The 20,490-nt window shown below is 42.5% G+C and carries 14 protein-coding genes and 2 pseudogenes; 4 read left to right on the top strand and 12 right to left on the bottom strand.

Translation table 11 applies throughout. The features are described from left to right. Nucleotides 1–122: 122 nt before the first annotated feature. The 11 genes and pseudogenes from ACINWC323_RS03190 to ACINWC323_RS03240 all read right to left on the bottom strand — a co-directional run bounded on the left by ACINWC323_RS03190 (nt 123) and on the right by ACINWC323_RS03240 (nt 14,850). The gene (locus tag ACINWC323_RS03190; protein ID WP_009514893.1) at nt 123–2,000 is read right to left on the bottom strand and encodes a potassium transporter Kup; all 1,878 of its coding nucleotides are present in this window, start codon (nt 1,998–2,000) and stop codon (nt 123–125) included. 91 nt (nt 2,001–2,091) lie between these two features. Further along, nucleotides 2,092–2,304 (bottom strand): hypothetical protein, encoded by a 213-nt coding sequence (locus ACINWC323_RS20565; RefSeq protein WP_009514957.1) that lies wholly within the window; start codon nt 2,302–2,304, stop codon nt 2,092–2,094. Nucleotides 2,305–2,539: 235 nt separating this feature from the next. Then, nucleotides 2,540–3,238 (bottom strand): response regulator transcription factor, encoded by a 699-nt coding sequence (locus ACINWC323_RS03200; RefSeq protein WP_009514863.1) that lies wholly within the window; start codon nt 3,236–3,238, stop codon nt 2,540–2,542. Between the two features lie 11 nt (nt 3,239–3,249). Then, nucleotides 3,250–5,898: an ATP-binding protein gene (locus tag ACINWC323_RS03205; RefSeq protein ID WP_009514897.1), complete on the bottom strand. Its 2,649-nt coding sequence runs from the start codon at nt 5,896–5,898 to the stop codon at nt 3,250–3,252. Nucleotides 5,899–5,911: 13 nt separating this feature from the next. Next, nucleotides 5,912–6,523 (bottom strand): potassium-transporting ATPase subunit KdpC, encoded by a 612-nt coding sequence (gene kdpC, locus ACINWC323_RS03210; RefSeq protein ID WP_032881686.1) that lies wholly within the window; start codon nt 6,521–6,523, stop codon nt 5,912–5,914. Nucleotides 6,524–6,532: 9 nt separating this feature from the next. Next, complete coding sequence (kdpB, locus tag ACINWC323_RS03215; RefSeq protein ID WP_009514871.1) at nt 6,533–8,545, bottom strand: potassium-transporting ATPase subunit KdpB; 2,013 nt, start codon at nt 8,543–8,545, stop codon at nt 6,533–6,535. 16 nt (nt 8,546–8,561) lie between these two features. Beyond that, nucleotides 8,562–10,259, bottom strand: coding sequence for a potassium-transporting ATPase subunit KdpA (gene kdpA / locus ACINWC323_RS03220; RefSeq protein ID WP_009514962.1), 1,698 nt, complete (start codon nt 10,257–10,259; stop codon nt 8,562–8,564). 438 nt (nt 10,260–10,697) lie between these two features. Continuing rightward, nucleotides 10,698–11,744 carry an AbrB family transcriptional regulator gene (locus ACINWC323_RS03225; RefSeq protein WP_009514902.1) on the bottom strand — a complete coding sequence of 349 codons (1,047 nt, stop codon included), beginning with the start codon at nt 11,742–11,744 and terminating at the stop codon, nt 10,698–10,700. A gap of 49 nt (nt 11,745–11,793) precedes the next feature. Beyond that, the gene (locus ACINWC323_RS03230; RefSeq protein ID WP_009514910.1) at nt 11,794–13,293 is read right to left on the bottom strand and encodes a tripartite tricarboxylate transporter permease; all 1,500 of its coding nucleotides are present in this window, start codon (nt 13,291–13,293) and stop codon (nt 11,794–11,796) included. Between the two features lie 12 nt (nt 13,294–13,305). Further along, nucleotides 13,306–13,752: a tripartite tricarboxylate transporter TctB family protein gene (locus ACINWC323_RS03235; RefSeq protein ID WP_155758141.1), complete on the bottom strand. Its 447-nt coding sequence runs from the start codon at nt 13,750–13,752 to the stop codon at nt 13,306–13,308. Between the two features lie 50 nt (nt 13,753–13,802). Next, nucleotides 13,803–14,850, bottom strand: a pseudogene (locus ACINWC323_RS03240) (Bug family tripartite tricarboxylate transporter substrate binding protein). Nucleotides 14,851–15,639: 789 nt separating this feature from the next. Between ACINWC323_RS03240 and ACINWC323_RS03245 the strand changes: the two are divergent. From ACINWC323_RS03245 to ACINWC323_RS20180, 4 genes and pseudogenes are all read left to right on the top strand, one after another. Then, on the top strand, nt 15,640–16,569 hold the full coding sequence (locus tag ACINWC323_RS03245; protein WP_005071169.1) for a LysR family transcriptional regulator: 930 nt from the start codon (nt 15,640–15,642) through the stop codon (nt 16,567–16,569). 277 nt (nt 16,570–16,846) lie between these two features. Further along, nucleotides 16,847–18,157, top strand: a complete 1,311-nt coding sequence (locus ACINWC323_RS03250) for an MFS transporter (RefSeq protein ID WP_009514864.1) — start codon at nt 16,847–16,849, stop codon at nt 18,155–18,157. 90 nt (nt 18,158–18,247) lie between these two features. Continuing rightward, a complete protein-coding gene (locus ACINWC323_RS03255) occupies nt 18,248–19,042 on the top strand; it encodes a substrate-binding domain-containing protein (protein ID WP_032881684.1) in 795 nt (264 codons plus the stop codon). Nucleotides 19,043–19,174: 132 nt separating this feature from the next. Further along, a pseudogene (locus ACINWC323_RS20180) lies at nt 19,175–19,255 on the top strand (LysR family transcriptional regulator); the annotation flags it as partial. Between the two features lie 34 nt (nt 19,256–19,289). On the opposite strand, the gene ACINWC323_RS03260 reads toward ACINWC323_RS20180, so the two are convergent. After that, the gene (locus tag ACINWC323_RS03260) at nt 19,290–20,483 is read right to left on the bottom strand and encodes an IS256-like element ISAba26 family transposase (RefSeq protein ID WP_221408631.1); all 1,194 of its coding nucleotides are present in this window, start codon (nt 20,481–20,483) and stop codon (nt 19,290–19,292) included. Nucleotides 20,484–20,490: the final 7 nt, after the last annotated feature.

Raw genomic sequence — 20,490 nt, 5'->3', positions numbered from 1 at the left:
AAAGTAGCTTCTCATCGTGCATTGGCATATTCCTGATTGATGAATAACGGCTTGATCCACTCTAGACCAGAACTCAGCGGCAACACGCATGCTGCAGCTAAGCGAATGATTTACATCTGGCGTTAAATTTCAATCTGGCTTCCCAACTCGACCACACGGTTAGTTGGAATATGATAAAAGTCACTGACAGCACTGGTATTACGTTGCATCGAAATAAATAGATGCTCACGCCAAGGTGACATGCCTTCCCCCACGCTATGCACAATACGGTCACGTGAAATAAAGAAGCTGATTTGCATCACATCATATTCAAACTCTAATTGCTCATAGGCCTGAATCAAGGCTTGTGGTACATCCGGCTCATCTTTAAAACCATAAAAAATCTTGATGCGATAAAAATGCTCATCCAGAGTTTCAACGCTGATCCGTTGCTGTTGTGCAACGAAAGGTACATCTTCAACCACGACCGTTACCAGAATGTTGCGTTCATGCAAAACTTTATTATGTTTTAGATTATGCAGCATTGAATGCGGAACCACATTAGGGGTTCCGGTCAGAAACACGGCATCGCCCGGTACACGAGGGACGCTATTCCCGATACTTTTTACAAATAATTCCAGTGATAAGGTATCGTGCTCAAGCTTGGCAAAAGTAAGCTCCCGACCTCGCTTCCAGGTCATGAGAATGATCATTGCGATAGCACCAATTACTAACGGTACCCAACCACCTGAGAATATTTTTAAAGAGGCCGCAGCAACCAGAACCGATTCAAGAATGAAAAATGGAATGATCAGCAGAAATACTTTAGGTAAGCTCCATTTCCATCCATAGTAAATAAAGACTGCAACCAAAATGGTGTCACACAGCATGGTCAGGGTAACCGCAAGCCCATAGGCGCTAGCCAGATTTGAACTGGTTTTAAAAATCAAAATTAGCACCACGATGGCAACCAGCAGCAACCAGTTCAGAAAAGGCACATAGATCTGGCCTGCCTCCTGATCAGAAGTGTGCTTGATACTTAGCCGAGGTAAATAACCCAACTGGATTGCCTGACGTGCCAGAGAAAATACACCGGAAATAACCGCCTGCGACGCAATCACAGCTGCCATGGTGGCGAGTATGATCATGGGATACAAGGCCCAGCCCGGAACCAACAGATAAAAAGGATTTTCGATTGCAGCAGGATTACGCAACAGCAAGGCGCCTTGTCCTGCATAGTTTAAAACCAGACATGGAAGAACCACACTAAACCATCCAAATCGGATGGGTTGAGCACCGAAGTGTCCCATATCTGCATACAGCGCCTCGCCCCCTGTCACGGTTAAGACTACGGCGCCCATAATAAAAAATGACTGTACTGGATGGGTAAAGATAAACTGTATGGCCCAATGCGGACTAATCATCCCAAGCACCAAAGGTGTCTGTATCACGCTGACAATCCCGAGAATACCCAGTGACAGGAACCATAGCAGTGTAATCGGGCCAAAGAATTTACCCACAAAAGCGGTGCCCTGTTTCTGCATTAAAAATAATGTCAGCACGATGACCAGCGCGATCGGCACAATAAAAGGATCCAGCACATTCGTGGCAATAGATAAACCTTCAACGGCCGAAAGTACGGAGATGGCCGGGGTAATAATCCCGTCGCCAAAAAATAAAGAGGCGCCGATGAAACCAATCGCAATCAGATAAATTTTTTTATAATCGGAGATTCTGGCCTTGCGAAGGTTCAAGGCCAGTAAAGCCATGATGCCACCCTCGCCATTGTTGTCGGCACGCATCACGATAGCAATATATTTAATGCTGATAATCAGCATCAAGCACCAGAAGATAATTGAAAGAATCCCCAAGACATTGCCGGGCTGAATCGCCAGTCCATGCGCGGCATGAAAAGATTCTTTTAAGGCATATAAAGGACTGGTCCCAATATCCCCGAAAACCACGCCTAATGCAGCTAATGCCGTGGCAGGCAATGCTGTCTTTTTTACAGTACTTTGCATAATCAATGTTCTATATCAGGTTATGGCAGGCAATATTTTTAACACTACGTGATTTAACTGAGCTCGATGTTGTTCTAGAGCTACTGCAATGCTAAGCTCTTTGTAATTTAAGCATCTGCTGTATTTCGATCGAGCTATAGCCTCTTTCTCTTAAAATCTGAACAATTATTTTTTGTATTTCAACGGGCTTTAACGAATATTTTTCAACCAAGACTTCAGTGCTGTAACCTGTAAATACGCTTTTTTGATTTAGAACCATGTTATGGAAATGATTGCTTTGACTGTCCGTATTAAAGAAACCCATTAACCTACCTATAGGAACGATCTTCAAAATGATATTTTAGTAATCTTCAAAACTGGGCGGCGTAAAATTTGCGTAAATTTTTTATTCTATTTACCCTATTTTTAAATAAGCAGCATCTATTTATTATTGCAGCCAGACGACTCTAGGTTTTCATTAACCGACTTAAATTTAACGCTTGTTCGAGACTTGTCAATTTAGCAGAGTCAAATTCATTTAAAGCATGCGTTAAACTCAATCAGCCCAAAAAACGTAAACCAACCCCTGCAATGGTATAAATATATTTGGGACTAAGGGCTGAATCACCAATTTTTGTTCTGAGTTTTTTCACCAAGATCCTCAGATAATGGGTGTCTTCTTCATGAGTAATGCCCCATAACTCGGTCATGATCTGTTTTTGCGTCACAATTTTGCCTTGATGACGAATCAACAGCGCCAAGAGCTGAAATTCTTTTTTGGTCAAGGTAATTTCCTGACCTGCCAATTGCACCGTATGCTCGGCGACATCGACCCAAAGCTGGCCATCGTTAAAGACAATATGTTGTTCTAAGTGCTGCGGTTTATTGCGGAACATCACCCGGATACGGGCACACAGCTCCTGAATACTAAAAGGTTTGGTCACATAATCATTGGCGCCGGCATCCAGTAACCTGATTTTTTGATTTTCATCCGGCCGCGCAGATAAGACGATCACAGGAATATCCGACCATTGCCGTAATTCTGTCAATACCTCTTGTCCTTCCATATCGGGCAAACCCAGATCAAGAATCAGCAGATCTGCACCACGGCTCGCCAGACTTTCCAGTCCTTTTACCCCATTCTCAGCGACATGGACCGAATAGCCTTGCGCGCGTAAGGCAATATCCAGAAATTTTCGAATTTGTGGCTCATCATCGATGATGAGAATAGAGGCATGCTGATTGAATGTGTGTGGCATAAAGAATGATTTTAATCCTGATGAAGTGGTAGGCGTATTCTAATTAAAGTCCCTTGAGCATGAACTCCTGCTAAAGCTTCTATACTGCCCATATGCGCCCCGATAATCGCTTTTACAATAGCAAGCCCTAAACCTGTTCCTGTTTTACCACGATCTCCGCGTTGCATGGTATAGAACATATCAAAGATTTGTTCGCGTTCTTCTTCAGGAATGCCTACCCCTTGATCCATAATATCAATCTGAAGCGCGTTTTCCTCCTGCCGAATCCGTATTTCCACTGGCACATGATCTGGTGAAAACTTGGCTGCATTTTCCAGCACATTAAAAATCGCCTGTTCGATCAAGGCAGGATGTACATACAGTTGCGGCAAGTCTTCCGGAATCTGAACCACAATACTGACCTGAGGTTGATAGCGTTTCAGTCGCTGGGTCGCTGAACCGATCAGTTCTTCCACCGCAATCCAGTCACGACTCAAGCTTAATCCCTGATGACCGAGCCGGGTCATATCCAGCAGGTTCTGAATATAGCGGTCCAGTCGTTCCCCTTCGACATGAATGGTGTCCAGTAAACTTTCACGATCTTCTGCGGACATCTGCCCGGCATAGTATTTCAGGCTATCCGCCGAACCGATCATCGCTGCCAAAGGTGAACGTAAATCATGGGAAACCGATGACAATAATGCCGAACGCAATTTTTCAGTTTCGGCGACAATGCGGGAGTTTTCCAACTGCAAAGACAACTGCACCCGCGAGGTGGTTTGGGCAATATCATCAATCATCAGTTCAGCCAGCCGCTGCTGCTCAAAACTGATGGTGTCTGTGTTTTGACTAAACCGCAGTGCAATCACACCATAACCGCCGACCAGATTCAGCGGATTAAACCACCAGTCCGATTGGGTTAAGGTATTGGTAAACCGTCCACAGGCTTTGGCATTTTTCTGGGTCCAGTTTGCTGCAATCTGGTCTTTTTCATTTAATACACTGCTATCGCCTAATTCCTGCTCTCCGATTCTGAGCCAGACCGTCGCTTTTAAACAGCTCTCTAAATGTTGCTTGGCAACATTCATCACTTGCTCAATATCAACACAGCTTGACAGTTTCCGTTCCAATTCCTGCATTTGTAAGGAAACCGAATTGGCTGCACGTAAACTCAGCACCTGCGCACGTAATTGATTGGCTAAACGCCCAACCAGCAAGGCTGAAATAATGAAGATAATGATGGTCATGACCCCACGCTCGGCACTAATTCGAAGCGTAAATCGTGGTTCGATAAATAAATAGTTATATAACAAGAAGCAAATCAGTACACTCAGAATGGTGATGAACATTCTGGCGCGCATCGCCACGATCAGCACGGTGACCACAAAGATTAAAGCCAGCTCGCTATAACCGATAAAATGATCACTCACGGTTGCCGCAATCAAGCCAAGTAAAACAATCAAAATACTTTCGATCATCTCGCGCGGATTGAAAGCCAGCCCCTGTTCAAACCAGGATGAGTGGACATGATCGTCCTGTGACCTGGTCTGATGATTTTGCGTTTTTAACGGTTGAACAAAGGTAATCTCAAAAGGATGCTGCTTTTCTAACAGCTGGTCGGCAATATGGTCGGAAAACAGGCGTTGCCAGAGCGACTTGCTTAGACTTTTCCCCAATAAAATATTGGATGCACCATAATCATAAGCTGCCTGCAAAATGGTCGATGCAATATGATTGCTATACAGCAAATAGGTATCGGCCCCCAGTTTTCTGGCTAAATTAAAGGCTTTAGTCACGGCAAAGGCTTGGGTATTGGCGTTTTGGCTCTTTTGGATCGAGATTACGCTCAAGCTTGCATTACGTCGTTCTGCAATACGATGCGCGCGTCGCACCAAATCTTCAGAAAACGCTGAACCGTCAATCGCCAACATGACATGATTTTGAATCGGGATGATCTGTCCCTGCGCAACAAACTTTTCCCGATAATCAATCTCAACCTGCCCTGCAACAGTCTGAATCGCCAAATCACGTAAAGCGGTTAAATGGGCAGGCTTAAAAAAACCCTGTAATGCATGGGGGGCAACATCCGCTAAATAAATCTTGCCATGGTTCATCCGCTCTAATAGCTCCGGTACCGGCAAATCGACAAGACGAATGTCTTTCAATCGCTTGAATAATGCGTCGGGAACGGTCTCAGCCACCCGAATGCCCGTAATCTGGTAGACCACATCATTCAGGCTTTCCAGATGCTGAATATTTAAAGTGCTATAAACATCAATTCCTGCATCCAACAGTTCATTAACATCTTGCCACCGAAACTCATGCCGGCTGTTCGGTACATTGCGATGTGCGAGCTCATCCACCAGCACGATTTCAGGCTTTATTTTGAGGATCTGGTCAAGATCCATCTCTTCCAATCGGCGGCCTTGATATTCTACCGCCTTTCTTGGAATTACATTGAGACCTTGAATCAGGCGCTCGGTATCAGACCGACCGTGGGTTTCAACCACGCCCACCACCACCTGCTGCCCTTGTTGCATCAGTTCATGGGCCCGGGTCAGCATGGCATAGGTTTTGCCTACACCTGGTGCAGCTCCCAGGAAAATGGTCAAACGTCCAGACTGTTCACGTTGACTATGCGCCAACCATGCATCTGCTTTGTTATTGCGGTCAATCTGCATAAATATGACTCTATCAACGAGATGTAGATGACAATTGCTCTAAGGCCAGATTGAGCTGTAGCACATTGACCCGCGCTTGCCCATAGACACCGAACTGGGGCGGCTGAATCTGTTGTTGCACCAAATCCCGCAATTGTTGTTCTGCCAAATGGCGTTGCCCTGCTACGCGTTTCACCTGTAACAAGGCACTTTCAGGTGAAATGTCCGGATCAATCCCGCTGCCTGATGCAGTGATCATCTCATTTGGCACCTGTTGCTCTGAAATATGATGACGATGAGCAAATTGCACGGTTCTTTCCCTAATCTGTTTTTGTAACTCTGGATTGGAAATTGCCAAATTACTGCCTGCCATTGCATCGACATTGTAACTTACCGCACTGGCCCGGCCATGAAAATATTGTTCACTGCTAAAAGATTGTCCAACTAAACGCGAACCTACAATTGTTCCATTTAACTCAATCAAACCACCATTGGCCTGCGTAGGAAAAATCAGTTGCGCGATAGAAACACTGGCCGTAGTGTACAAAAGTCCAGCTATTAAAAAGCCCACCAAAACAAGCCCCATACCCGGACGTAACATTGATTGAGCTTCGGTTGATAAGGGCAGATTTTCTAATGTATTCATTTTCATTTCCTAAATCCACAATGACACAACAAGGTCAATCAACTTGATTGCAATAAACGGAAAGATCACGCCGCCTACACCATAAATCAGCATATTACGGCGCAACAGTTGCAAGGCACTGGCAGGTTTAAACTGTACCCCTCTTAATGCCAAAGGGATCAACATCGGAATAATCAAGGCATTAAAAATCAAGGCTGAAATCACCGCACTGCTCGGACTGCCAAGTTGCAGAATATTCAGCACCGCAAGTTGTGGAATGGCTACCGCAAACAAGGCAGGCAAGATCACAAAGTACTTGGAAACATCATTGGCCAAAGAAAAGGTGGTTAAGGCACCCCGGGTAATCAATTGCTGCTTGCCAATTTCCACCACATCGAGCAGTTTGGTCGGATCGGAATCCAGATCCACCATATTGCCCGCCTCTTTCGCGGCCTGCGTGCCCGAGTTCATGGCAAGACCAATATCCGCCTGCGCCAAGGCAGGTGCGTCATTGGTCCCATCACCCACCATCGCCACCAGTTTACCCGCTGCCTGTTGTTTACGGATACATGCCAGTTTATCTTCAGGTTTGGCCTCTGCAATATAGTCATCCACACCCGCTTCTGCTGCAATCGCGGCGGCAGTCAACGGATTATCACCTGTCACCATGATGGTTTTGATGCCCATCTCATGTAACAGTGCGAAGCGTTGTTTAATCCCTGATTTAATCACATCCGAGAGCTCAATCACGCCCAGAATGCTATGATTTGAAGCCACCACAAGCGGTGTCGCTCCTTTAGAAGCCACTTGTTCAACCCGGGTTTTAAGCTCGACATTGTCTTTGATCTGTTGATGGGTAAAGTTCAGAATGGCGTCGACAGCACCTTTTCGAATCTTTTGCCCATTGACCAAGTCCACCCCAGATAACCGTGTCGAGGCACTAAACTGGATAAATTCTGCATCTTTTGGCTCCTGAATGCTTTCACCCAGTTCTTTCCCTAGACTGATCACCGATTTGCCTTCAGGGGTAGGATCCGCAAAAGAGGTCAGCATAGCTGCTTGACGCAACTCGGTGGCTGTCACGCTCGCCAATGGATAAAAGGCGGTAGCCTGACGGTCTCCATAGGTGATCGTTCCCGTTTTATCCAGCAACAGCACATCAATATCACCCGCAACTTCAACGGCTTTCCCTGACTTGGCCAAGACATTGGCTTTTAAAGCGCGGTTCATTCCTGCAATCCCGATTGCAGGCAATAAGCCCCCAATCGTGGTTGGAATCAGACATACCAGTAGTGCGATCAGCAATACCATGCTGATTTTAATCCCGACCATAGACCCAATAAAAGGTAAGGTGATGACCACCACAATAAAGGTGATGGTCATGATGTTGAGCAAGATACTCAGTGCAATCTCATTGGGTGTTTTCTGGCGATTGGCCCCTTCAACCAAGGCAATCATACGATCCAGAAAGCTATGACCAGCTTCATTGCTGACACGAATAACAATCTCATCGGACAGAACCTTGGTGCCACCAATTACCCCTGAACGATCGGTATGGGCTTCACGCAATACCGGTGCAGACTCACCGGTAACAGCCGATTCATTGATGGTGGCAAAACCCTGAATAATCTCACCATCCGCAGGAACAATTTCACCGGCTTTCACGATAACGAGATCATCTTTTTTGAGCAGATTGGCTAAAATCGTATTCGGTACCGCATTTAAGTCGAGGATACGATTTGCAGTTAAATTTTCACGCGCCTGCCGTAAAGATGCAGCTTGTCCACGCCCTTTGGCTTCTGCAACCGCTTCTGCATAATTGGCAAATAACACCGTGACCAGTAAAATCAGACTGAGGATCAAGCCAAAACCAAGGCCGGCATGCCCCAGCAAAGTCGCAACAATCGTTAGAATTGTTCCTACCCAGACACAGGCCATTACCGGGTTTTTAAAAGCATATTGTGGCAACAACTTATGAAAGGTCTGTTGAATAATTTCTTTATTCAAAATATCCATCTGTTGTGTCGCATTAGAATGTTTCATTGTGCTTGCTCCACGCTTAAACTTTTAGGGATAAATAATCTGCAATTGGCCCGATCACCAACACGGGCATGAATTGCAATACGGTTAGAATCAGTACAATCCCGATTAAAGTTAAAGCGAAGGTTGGGGATTCGATCTGTAAAGAACCTTTACTTTCAGTAGCTTGCGCTTTAGTTGCCAAACTGACTGCTATCAGTACAGGTATAATCAGTACGCTATAACGTCCCGCCAATAACGCCACACTGGCACTCAGATTCCACCATAGCGTGTTATCGCCCAAGCCTTCAAAACCTGAACCGTTATTGGCATAGGCCGAGACATATTCATAGAACACTTGGCTAATACCATGAAAGGCGGGATTTGAATTCCCTGTAAGGGATGGAAAGGCAATCGCGATTGCGGTCAAGCCCAGGATCACCACAGGTTGTAATAGAATCACCAATGCCAAAAGCTTGATTTCAGTGACTTCAATCTTGCGGCCAAATAATTCAGGGGTACGCCCTGTCATCAAGCCTGCGATAAATACTGCAAGGAACAGATAAATAAAGAACTGTAATAGACCACAGCCGATCCCGCCCCAAATGGCATTGATCAGCATATTGCACAGTTCTACCAGCCCCGTCAGTGGTGAAGCCGAGTCATGCATCATATTGACTGAGCCATTATTCACTTGCGTGGTCAAACTTCCCCACACTGCCGATGCTTCGGCCCCGAAACGGACTTCCTTGCCTTCCATTAAGGCAGTATCTGGAATTAAGGAAGATTTTTCAGTCCACAGCGTCAACAAGGTTGAGGCCAGCGACATCAGTAACATGCTGCCAAAAATCATCCACATCAATTTCTTACGCTGGATAAAGCGTCCAAGCATGAACACCACGGACAATGGAATCAGTAAAATCGCAATCATCTCGATTACATTGGACAACGGCGTTGGATTTTCTAATGGCACACTGCTGTTCGGTCCATACCAGCCTCCACCGTTGCTGCCTAATTGTTTAATTGCCACCATCGGAGCAACGGGTCCCAGTGGAAGATGCTGGGTTTTAACGTCTGCCGTTTGTTCCAAAACCTGTGCGGTTGGACTAGCAGATAAAGTTGCTGGAACGCCCTGAAATGTCAGCAACAAAGAAAAAATCAAGCTGAGTGGAATAAAGAACCGAAACAACGGGCGGATGAGATCCATCCAGTAATTTCCTAGATTGATCGTCTGCCAGTCTTTTTTATTTGCTCCGTCCTTAAGCCCCGGTTGCAGAAACAAAGCCCTCAACATGGCGACCAGTAAGGCCAGTCCCATAATAGGCGACAAATACTGCAATCCCACAATCACGGTCATTTGCGATAGGTAAGACAGTTGCGCCTGCCCTGAATAATGTTGCTGGTTGGTGTTGGTCAGGAATGAAATGCTGGTATGTAAAGCCAGATCCCAATTCATATTCGGACTATGATCCGGATTTAGCGGTAACCATGCTTGAGTCATCAAGATGGCGAGACTAGCTCCTAGCAGTAAAGCATTGCTGAGCACAAAAGCACCCAGATATTGCTGCCAGTTCATGCCGTTACGCTTGACACCGAGCACAGCATAAATCGGCTGTTCAATCCAGTTAAACAGCGCATCACTTTTCATTGGCTTGGCCTGCATCACATCGGCAAGATAAGTCCCGAGCGGATAAGCCAGCAGCAATGAAAGGACAAATACAGAGATAAATTCCCACATAGCAGATGCCATTTAATAATAGATCAGCTTTAGTATGGAAATTGAAGGCGTAAATTCTCTATATTGAATAAAGCCGAACTCGTAAATTTTGCGTAAATAAAAACCTATCCTGCTCTGACCAGGCAGAATCATGATTTGCAACTTTATAGATAACGTTGTCTTTTAGATTTGATGTTAAATAATATTTCTATAGATTAATTTAAAAAAATAAACTCGAGTAAAATTCATGTTTTTATGATTCATTTTTTCAGTTTAAATTCAATATGACCTGATCATCAGGACAATCATCTATTCATACATAATCAATAAAACATTTATATTTAATTTTATGATCGATGATCATCTGCTTGGTTTAATTAATCTTTTACGATATCTGGAATATACATATAGCTTAATTGCGCAATCGATACTCTGATAAAAATTTGGATAAAGAAAATTTTATTTTCCAGATTTCAAGAATAGGCAAAGACTGCATTGATAAAAAAAGCGTGTCGTGAGAATTACGAAAATTAATCTTGAGAGTTGAAAGGAAACGACGACAGGCACTGCAAGGCCTAGCGCTTTAGCCATGAGCGACATTTCTGCAATTCCTCCTGGTGAAAGTCCTAAAGTTAGAATTTGTTTCTCTGTATGACTTAGATTGACCAGTAATAATGCAAAGCTAATTGATAACATTAAGGCCAATAAATTAAATATCAGTGTCATTCCGATAAACTTTTTATTTTGCTTTAAAAAGCTAAATGGAAATTTGCTACCTAGTGACCAGCCTATACAGACTTGACCAAAGGCAGTAAACCATTCAGGTAATCTCATTTGAAGTATTCCACCAAATGACAATACCCCAATAATGGCAAGTGGCCCCAAAATCCAAGCATTCAAAAGATTAAAAAATTGAAAAACCTGACCAACAAACAGGGCCAGACAAAACAGTAAGATGACCTGAAAAAAGCTAAATTGATCCGACACTGGTATCTTTAAACCAGTCCATTCGACATGAAAATAAAGCTCCATAAAAATTGGCACCAGCACAACCAAAATCACAATTCTCAAACTATGGGCAGCAACGACTTTATCGACTTGAGCTTGGTACCGTTCTGCAATATTCACCATTTCACTAGCGCTACCAATCGCAGAAGAAAACCATGCAGTTGCCCAATCCAAGGCATTAATTCGATATTGCAATCCAGCCAGTAATGTACCCAACACAAGTGACCATGCCAAACCTATGAGGATAAAGCCCCAATATGCTGCCACTGCCTGTACCAAAGCTGGTGAAAAGTATAGGCCTAAAGCCATACCAATAATGACCTGCCCTATCCGTCGCCACTGGGGATCACAGGCAAGTGGATGACCAACACTACCGAACAATAAAGCCGTCAATAAAGGTCCAAGCAACCAAGGCAAGGGAATATGCAGATATTTGGCAATTAAAGCTCCGAGCAGAGCAATTGCTATTCCTGTGAGATTTGAACCTATTTTTTCCATAATTCTGAGCAATAATAGTCAACCGATGCTGACTATTATTGCTGTCCTATTAAGCTTGTTGCTTTTTGACAAACAAATACTTACGGACAATTGGCAAGATCAATAATAATCCTGACATGATCCAAAGTCCTATACTAATGTTACTGCTCCATAAGACATCAAGTTCTCCTTGAGAAATTGAAAGTGCACGGCGCAGATTCGATTCCATTAATTCGCCAAGTACAAAACCAAGAATCAGTGGTGCTAAGGGAAAATCAAATTTTCTGAGAATATATCCGAACACACCCAAACCCATGCACAATAGCAAGTCAAAGATGTTGCTATGGATAGCATACACACCAACAAAACTGACACTGGCAATAATCGGAATCAAAATATAATTAGGAATACTTAACATCCGGGCAAAGAAACCTACTAATGGTAAGTTCAATATCAAGAGAATAATATTTCCCACCATGAGTGATGCGATGAGTGACCAGACCAGTACAGGTTCCTGAGCAAATAACTGGGGGCCTGGTGCGATGTTGTACATAAGCAATGCTCCCATCATCACCGCAGTCGTCCCCGAGCCTGGCACACCTAATGTCAACATGGGTACGAATGAACCACACGCTGCTGCGTTATTTGCACTTTCTGGTGCAGCAAGACCACGTAAGTCACCTTTACCAAACTTGCTACTATCGCTTGCAATCTTGCGTTCCGTAGTATATGCCATCGCACTTGCGACTGTTGCACCTGCGCCTGGTAAAATTCCTGAGAAGAATCCAATGAGTGCACCACGAATAATAGTTGCCAGTGAACTGAGGAATTCTTTTAAATTAAATAAAGTCCGTTTACCTTGTTTTAATGCAACTTTACCAATTGTGGTACGTTCAAGTAGTAATAAAATTTCACTTACACTAAATAAGCCAATGACTAAAGTTGTAAAAGCAATACCATCACTTAAACCGACACTGTTAAAAGTAAAGCGATATACTCCGGTAATTGCATCCATACCTACAGTTGAAAGAGCCAAGCCCATAAGTGCCATAATTAAGGTTTTAAATGGCTGGGTGCTGACCAAACCGGTTAAACAGACAATTGCAAAGACCATCAGGGCAAAATATTCAGCTGGACCAAACGCAATTGCCCACTTCGCCAATATCGGTGCAAATAATACAATCCCGATAAAAGCCACAGTACTCCCTATAAAGGAACTTACCGAAGACAAAGACAGGGCAATTCCTGCCTTCCCTTGCTGGGCCAATGGATAACCATCCAAGGTGGTCATAATGGCTCCTGCATCGCCAGGCACATTTAATAGAATTGCTGAAATACGTCCCCCATATTCACAGCCTAAATACACTGCTGCCAATAAAATCAAGGCACTATCTACAGGTAAACCCAAGGCATAAGCAAAGGGCAATAAAATTGCCACCCCATTAATTGGACCTAAACCTGGTAATAAACCAACAATCGTTCCAATAAAGGCACCAATACAGGCAATTAAAAGATTCTGCGGTTGCAGGGCAACCTCAAAGCCTGTTATTAAAAAACTTAATACATCCATATCAGGTTATCCTTAACCAAAAAAGCCAAGTGGTAATGGCACATCCAAGAAACGGTCAAACATATAGTAGGTACTCATACTGAGTAGCAAGCCCGTAACCAGAACAGGGATGGTTTTACCATGGAATAGTTTGCCCACTGCAATGGTCATCAACAAAGTGGCAACAATGAAGCCCAACCATTCAAAAGCGAATGCATATAGGGTTAAAGCCACCACACACCATGCTAAATTTACAAGCAAATGTTTGGACCAGCCCAACTCTACGGGTTCAAACATAATGGCAGGACGCACCGTGAGATAGATTGCACTAGCAGTAATAAGACTCATTAACAAAATAGGAAAAGCTTTAGGCCCTACTGGATCATAAGAAATTGGAGCTTCAAAATTGCTCGCATAAATTAACAAAAATAACCCGCAAACCGTAATAATGGCGGTAAGAATCCGTTCAGATTTCATCATTTATCCTCAGAAAACCGAGCTAAAAATAACTTCTCAGTTCAGTCCATTTATTAATTTGATAATTTATATTCTTGCGATAATTGACGCATTTCCTCTGTCTGTTTATATACATAAGCAGAGAGTTCTTGGCCTGTCAGTTGAAACGGAAGTAAATCTTGTTTTTCACGTACGACTTTAAATTTCTGATCCATCATCATTTTATCGAAAGCATTTTTCCACCAGTCGTAGGTGGCATCACTGACTTTTGGTCCCATATAAAAACCACGGATGACTGGCCACTCTATGTCATAACCTTGCTCTTTTGCGGTAGGGAGTTGCGAGAACTTACCTTCTAAACGCTTATTTGCAAAAACTGCTAAAACCCGAATGTCTCCTGACTCTAGGTGTGAACCGACTTCACTAACATTACCTACACCAACTTGAATATGTTGCCCCAATAAAGAAGTCAGTACTTCCCCCCCACCTTCAAGAGCTACAAATCTTAAATCGCCAGGACTAATACCTGCTTTTTTTGCCAACATTGCTGTTTGCATCCAGTCTTGCCCACCCACACTTCCGGCACCACCAAAGCTAAGTGCTTTCGGGTTTTCTCGGAGTGCTTTCATCAAGTCATCAAGATTTTTCAGAGGGGAATCTTTCTGGACTGAAACCAGACCATAATCAACGGCTACGCCAGAGAGCCATTTCACATCTTTTTCAGTGAAATTTCCGAATTTTCCTTGGGCCAGATTCAGTAATGAACCAGTAGAAAATGCAATTACGGCATTATTATTTGCAGGATCACTGTTTACGATCTTGTTATAGGCTACGGCACCGACCCCCCCAGGCATATAAGTTACACGTAGCGGATCTCTAAGCAATTGTGTTTGTTTGAAGCCTGCCTGAATCAATTTGCAGGTCATATCAAAACCGCCACCAGGTTTGGCTGGAGCGATACATTCAGGACGTTTTGGCTGACCCGCCTCTTTGGAAGCATTGCCTGTACCGCATCCAATCATGGTCACACTGACACATGCCAATGTGAGTAATTTTAAATTCTTCATGTTAAATACATCCTTATAACGTGTTTGATCTATTAATATTTTGATGTTTATCCATGAACCTGATCGCCCTTTTCTTGGTGCGATCAGAGTATGGATGATTGAATCTTTGACTTGTTTGCGGTGCACGTTTGCACAGTAAAGTTTATGAATACCGCTTTCACATAAAAATGATGATTAAAGCGGCTAAAAGAAATAACCAAGCGCTAGAAGAGTGAGGTTTATCCCCATATGGACAACCAGTAATTAAATCTATTTACTTAATTATTACGCCTTCACGAATGATCAAATGGGCCAAACCATCAGGATTTGCGATCATTATTTAATCATCTCTTATTTTTAGCTTATAAATCCAATATATCTTGTGCTGTATCATGCATCTACTATTCTCCCTTTAACATTTGAGAAAATTAAAGCACAGAATAAGAAACCATTGTGATACCAATAATTTAAAGGGGGCATTAGTAAAATTAAATAGGTTAAAAATTCTATAAAATGGCTTTATGATGCAATTAAACTTGATTTAAATAAGATTATGATCTATCAATTAAATCCACAATTAATTAACAGTAAATACTTATCTTTTTAAATGAATAAAAAATATTCTTGAATAAATTTATAAGCTTTATTTTAATTTCCAGTTAAGAGGTAATGATTTTTTGACTATTCCTCACTTTTGCTTTTTCACAGTTTTAAATAAAGATTCAAATTCATGGTAGTTAGAGCTGGCCAATTTAAAAAAATTATGATGGGAAAAAGTGGTTATTTATAAGCAAATATATAACTGTTAAGATACAAAAAATTTATGAAAGCTTAACGCTTACTAAAATTAATAGGAAATATATAGATGGAAATCAAACAAATAAAGTATTTTTTGACTGTGGTTGAAGCAGGTAGTATTGGTAAAGCTGCCCAAAAACTTGATGTAGGTGCTTCAGCTATTAGCCAGCAAATTAGTAAATTAGAACAAGAGCTAAGCATTCGCCTATTACAGCGTAATGCCTTTGGTGTAACCCCTACTCCCGCAGGTCTCGCCTTTTTAAAACATTCTCAACTTATTTTACGTCAAGTGAACTTCGCGGTAGATGCTGCTCATTCTGCACGACTGTCTGGACATGTCAGCCTTGGCTTTCCACCGACCATTACGGCTTTGATTGGCATCCCTTTAATGAAACTAATGTCTGAACGCTATCCAGACATTCGTTTAGAGATTGTGGAAACCCTATCAGGCAATCTAATTCAGTCTATTAACTCGCGTCAGCTCGATATCGCGATTATTTTTACCAATGAAATTGATAAACAGTGGTCGATTCAACCTTTAGTACGCGAGCAAATGTATTTAATGGCACGCAAAGAAGTGCTAGAAGAATATGGTCTTGCCGATTGCATCAAAAGTGGTGTGATTCAGTCTCAACAAATTGGAGACCTTCCTTTAGTACTACCACGTCAGCGCCATAGCTTAAGAAAGTTGCTTGAGCACAAGATTGGTCAGCTTAATGTCGTCTATGAAATTGATGGCCTACACTTACTCATGGACAGTCTAATTCACCTCGACCTTGCCAGCGTCCGCCCAGGTAGCGCTTGTCTGCAAGAGTACAAACATAAGCTTCAATTACTCAAGTTAGTAGACCCTGAAGTTGAACGAATCAATTACTTGGTAAGCCTTGCCGAAGAAGAATTATCACCTGCTGCACTTGCCGCAAAGTCAGCCATTAAGGCTTGCGTGAAAGATTTGATTCAAAACCAAATTTGGCCATGTTCTGAAATTATTTTATAAAGAGTCATTAATTTTATTAAATACCTAATTAATTTTGCCCTCTCACTCCCTCCTGCTTTTTGAGATTACATTTTCGTCCGAATGATAAGTGGTTTTCTGCTTATCCAAATATAGATGTGTAGTTTGAACTGGAAACAAGGCATCACATTTTCTGCAAAGGACCTCGCTAAATCTCATCTCTAACCCATTTGCTCTTTAGATTTATTGATTGAATCAATTTAGGTCCAGCCTCGAAAATCGTGAATGTTTCCATTTTGTCAGGCCAAGGAGGTCTCCAATGGATGTCGTGAATAACCGTAGGGCTACTTTTAAAAAAATATTAAATGTAACGAGTGGCAACTTTTTAGAGCAGTACGACTTTTTTCTTTTTGGTTTCTATGCCACTTATATCGCGGCAAAATTTTTCCACTCTGAAAATGAATATGTCTCTTTAATGATGACATTTACCGTATTTGCTGCGGGCTTTCTTATGCGTCCTCTCGGCGCTATTTTCTTGGGCGCTTATGTCGACAGAGTTGGTCGACGCAAAGGTCTCATTGATACTTTAAGTCTTATGGCCATCGGAACCATCTTAATTACCTTTGTACCAGGTTATGAAACCATAGGTATTATTGCGCCGATTTTGGTGGTCATTGGACGCCTATTACAAGGCTTCTCGGCAGGTGTTGAATCTGGCGGTGTTTCTATTTATCTCGCAGAGATTGCAACGGATAAAAATCGTGGATTTATCACAAGCTGGCAGTCTGGCAGCCAACAAGTTGCTGTTGTGTTTGCCGCATTACTTGGCTACTGGCTCAACACCATCTTAACTACTGCTCAAGTGGGTGAATGGGGCTGGCGTATTCCGTTCTTAATCGGTTGTTTGATTATTCCGTTAATCTTCTTGTTCCGTCGTACTTTAGAGGAAACCGAAGACTTTAAAGCGCAAAAGACTCATCCTTCAACAAAAGAAATTTTTAGCACACTGGCAAGCAACTGGCGCATCGTCCTTGCAGGTATGATGATGAGTGCGATGACGACGACCACTTTCTACTTCATTACGGTTTACACCACAGTATATGCAAAACGTACTTTAGAAATGTCAGTAACAGATAGCCTTTTAGCAACCGTGTTTGTTGGTTTGTCTAATTTCTTCTGGTTACCAATGGGTGGTTTGCTTTCAGACAAAATTGGTCGCCGCCCAGTTCTAGTCGGCATTACCACACTTGCTCTCTTTACAAGTTATCCGGTTTTAAGTTGGTTAGTGAGTAACATTAGCTTCTCAAACCTTCTAATTACGCTTGCTTACTTCTCGTTCTTCTTTGGTATGTACAACGGAACCATGGTCGCAACCCTTGCAGAAGTGATGCCAAAACGTGTGCGTACAGTTGGTTTCTCTTTAGCGTTCAGCCTTGCAGCCGCTATTTTTGGTGGTATGACACCAATGGCTTGTACCTTCCTTGTCGAAAACACAGGCAACCCAAGTACCCCTGCTTTCTGGCTCATGCTTGCTGCGGTCTGTAGCCTCATCTCAAGCTTGTATTTATGCCGCGGTTCTAAACAGAAAAATACTGACGCGATTGCTGAACCTGCAAAAATTAGCGCTTAAACAACAACGACTTAACCTGAAATTTTAATGAACAGTACGGCATATCTTAAATCTCCGTACTGTGTTCTCCTGTCATTAAAGCGAGATACTATGAAAAAGTCCCCTATCTTCATGACCATTTGCCTAGCTGGTGCTGGCTTAGGCTCAACTCTTGCTAACGCAGATACAATCGAAGTGATTAGCTCAGGTGGTTTTTATTCATCTATGGAAAAACTCATTCCATTATTTGAAAAACAAACAGGTCATACTGTGCATCTCTCGTCTGGTTCATCCATGGGTGCATCACCAACTGCAATTCCAAATCGACTCGATCGTGGTGAACGTTTTGACGTGGTGGTCTTAGCTGCTCCTGAACTCAACAAGCTCGCAGAAAAGGGTTATGTAGACCCAAATTCACAAAGTCCTTTAGTAAATTCAAGCATTGGCATGGCTGTGCTTAAAGGTGCACCAAAGCCAGATATTAGTTCTGCAGAAAAATTTGAAAAAGTTTTATTAAATGCCAAGCATATCGGCTATTCAGCAAGTGCGAGCGGTACACATCTTGAAAAAGATGTTTTCCCTAGCTTCCCGCCTGTCGAGTACAAAGTAATTTCGAGTAAGGCAGAAAAAGTAGTTGGTGACCGCGTTGCAAAACGTATCGCCGAAGGCCAGTTTGATATTGGTTTCCAGCAAATTAGTGAAATCAAACCTTTTACTGGCAAATATGGTCAAGTTGAATTAGTCGGCCCAATCCCTGCACCTTATCAAAAAGTGACGGTATTTGCGGCAGGCATTGGTAAAAACTCGGAACATGCAAAAGTCGCAAAAGAGTTAATTAAATTTGTGAAATCGCCACAAGCAACACAAATTATTGAAGAACAGGGTCTTGAGCAGGTTAAAGAATAAAAGCTCTAAAAGGCAACATCTTGAGGTGATGTTGCCTTTTCTCTTTTAGTAGTTTACTCAAAGCAATAGAACAAAAACTATAGCGATAAACCAGTGTAGAATTAATCCATAAAGGTTAATGTAGTATTTGCCGTGGAACTTAAACAATTAAAGTATTTTATTGCAGTGATCGAGTCAGGAAGCTTGGGTAAAGCTGCAAAAAATCTCGATATTGAGCCTGTAAATTATTTTGTGTAAGTTCCATTTTTTATAAATGATCTTTTAATCGATCATCGAACTGAATCGTAAACCAATTCATTGCTAAACGCCAATTTTGAATTGGCATCGTCCATTTCTTCGCAGCATTTGATGTTGCTAAGTAAATGACCTTCTTTACTGAGTCATCAGATGAAAAGATTTTCCTTTTCTTCGTTGAATGGCGTATTACGCTATTCAACGACTCAATCGCATTTGTTGTATAAATAGCATGACGTATTTCGGCTGGATAGCTAAAGATCGTTCGGATATTTTCCCAATTGGCCCGCCAGGATTCTCCAATTTTGGGATACTGGTGATTCCATTGATCACAGAAGATGTCTAGGGACTTTAAAGCATTTTCCTCTGTACTTGCCTGATAAATCGCTTTCAGACCCGACGTAACAGCCTTGTAGTCTTTCCAGCTTACAAATCTCAGGCTATTGCGTACAACATGCACAATACACAGTTGAATATCAGTATGAGGGTAAACAGAGGCTATCGCGTCAGGAAAGCCTTTTAATCCATCTACACAGGCAACAAGAATGTCCTGTACTCCTCGATTTTTTAGCTCTGTCATGACTGACAGCCAGAATTTGGCACCTTCTGTCTGAGCAATCCACATACCCAGTAATTCTTTTTGCCCATCCATATTGATGCCTAAAGCAAGGTATACGGACTTGTTAATCACATTGGAGTGCTGACGGACTTTGACAACAATACAGTCAAGATAGACAACAGGATAAAGGCTATCTAAGGCTCTATTTTGCCACTCAGTCACTTGCTCAATCACAGCATCGGTAACTTTGCTGATGAGAGATGCTGACACATCGGCATCGTACATTTCTTTGAAGAAGGCTACAATTTCCCTATTAGTCATTCCTTTTGCATACAGTGAGAGGATTTGGTCATCCATACTGGTGATGCGTGTTTGGTGCTTTTTGATAATTTGTGGCTCAAATGAACCTTCTCGATCACGGGGAATATCTAAAGCCAGTTGTCCATCTTGAGTTGTAATGGTTTTAGAACTAAACCCATTACGGCTATTTGAGCCTTTCTTGGGCTGATGCTTTTCATAACCGAGATGGTCTGAAAGTTCAGTATTGAGTGCAGTTTCAATCATGAATTTTTTAAAGACTGCTGTCATTTGGTTTAAGTCTTCTGGTGTTTTTAGACCTTTAGCCAATTCGGCAGCCATACTTTTGATTGTTGCT

This window comes from Acinetobacter sp. WC-323, assembly GCF_000314615.1.
GTDB lineage: Bacteria > Pseudomonadota > Gammaproteobacteria > Pseudomonadales > Moraxellaceae > Acinetobacter > Acinetobacter courvalinii.
Note: the sequence above shows the minus strand (reverse complement) of the source record. Positions and strands in the feature narration are given on the sequence as shown.

Coding starts and splice junctions, on each gene's coding strand:
- ACINWC323_RS03190 (WP_009514893.1), bottom strand. CDS start 2,000: ATGCAAAGTACTGTAAAAAAGACAGCATTGCCTGCCACGGCATTAGCT.
- ACINWC323_RS20565 (WP_009514957.1), bottom strand. CDS start 2,304: ATGGGTTTCTTTAATACGGACAGTCAAAGCAATCATTTCCATAACATG.
- ACINWC323_RS03200 (WP_009514863.1), bottom strand. CDS start 3,238: ATGCCACACACATTCAATCAGCATGCCTCTATTCTCATCATCGATGAT.
- ACINWC323_RS03205 (WP_009514897.1), bottom strand. CDS start 5,898: ATGCAGATTGACCGCAATAACAAAGCAGATGCATGGTTGGCGCATAGT.
- kdpC (WP_032881686.1), bottom strand. CDS start 6,523: ATGAATACATTAGAAAATCTGCCCTTATCAACCGAAGCTCAATCAATG.
- kdpB (WP_009514871.1), bottom strand. CDS start 8,545: ATGAAACATTCTAATGCGACACAACAGATGGATATTTTGAATAAAGAA.
- kdpA (WP_009514962.1), bottom strand. CDS start 10,259: ATGTGGGAATTTATCTCTGTATTTGTCCTTTCATTGCTGCTGGCTTAT.
- ACINWC323_RS03225 (WP_009514902.1), bottom strand. CDS start 11,744: ATGGAAAAAATAGGTTCAAATCTCACAGGAATAGCAATTGCTCTGCTC.
- ACINWC323_RS03230 (WP_009514910.1), bottom strand. CDS start 13,293: ATGGATGTATTAAGTTTTTTAATAACAGGCTTTGAGGTTGCCCTGCAA.
- ACINWC323_RS03235 (WP_155758141.1), bottom strand. CDS start 13,752: ATGATGAAATCTGAACGGATTCTTACCGCCATTATTACGGTTTGCGGG.
- ACINWC323_RS03245 (WP_005071169.1), top strand. CDS start 15,640: ATGGAAATCAAACAAATAAAGTATTTTTTGACTGTGGTTGAAGCAGGT.
- ACINWC323_RS03250 (WP_009514864.1), top strand. CDS start 16,847: ATGGATGTCGTGAATAACCGTAGGGCTACTTTTAAAAAAATATTAAAT.
- ACINWC323_RS03255 (WP_032881684.1), top strand. CDS start 18,248: ATGAAAAAGTCCCCTATCTTCATGACCATTTGCCTAGCTGGTGCTGGC.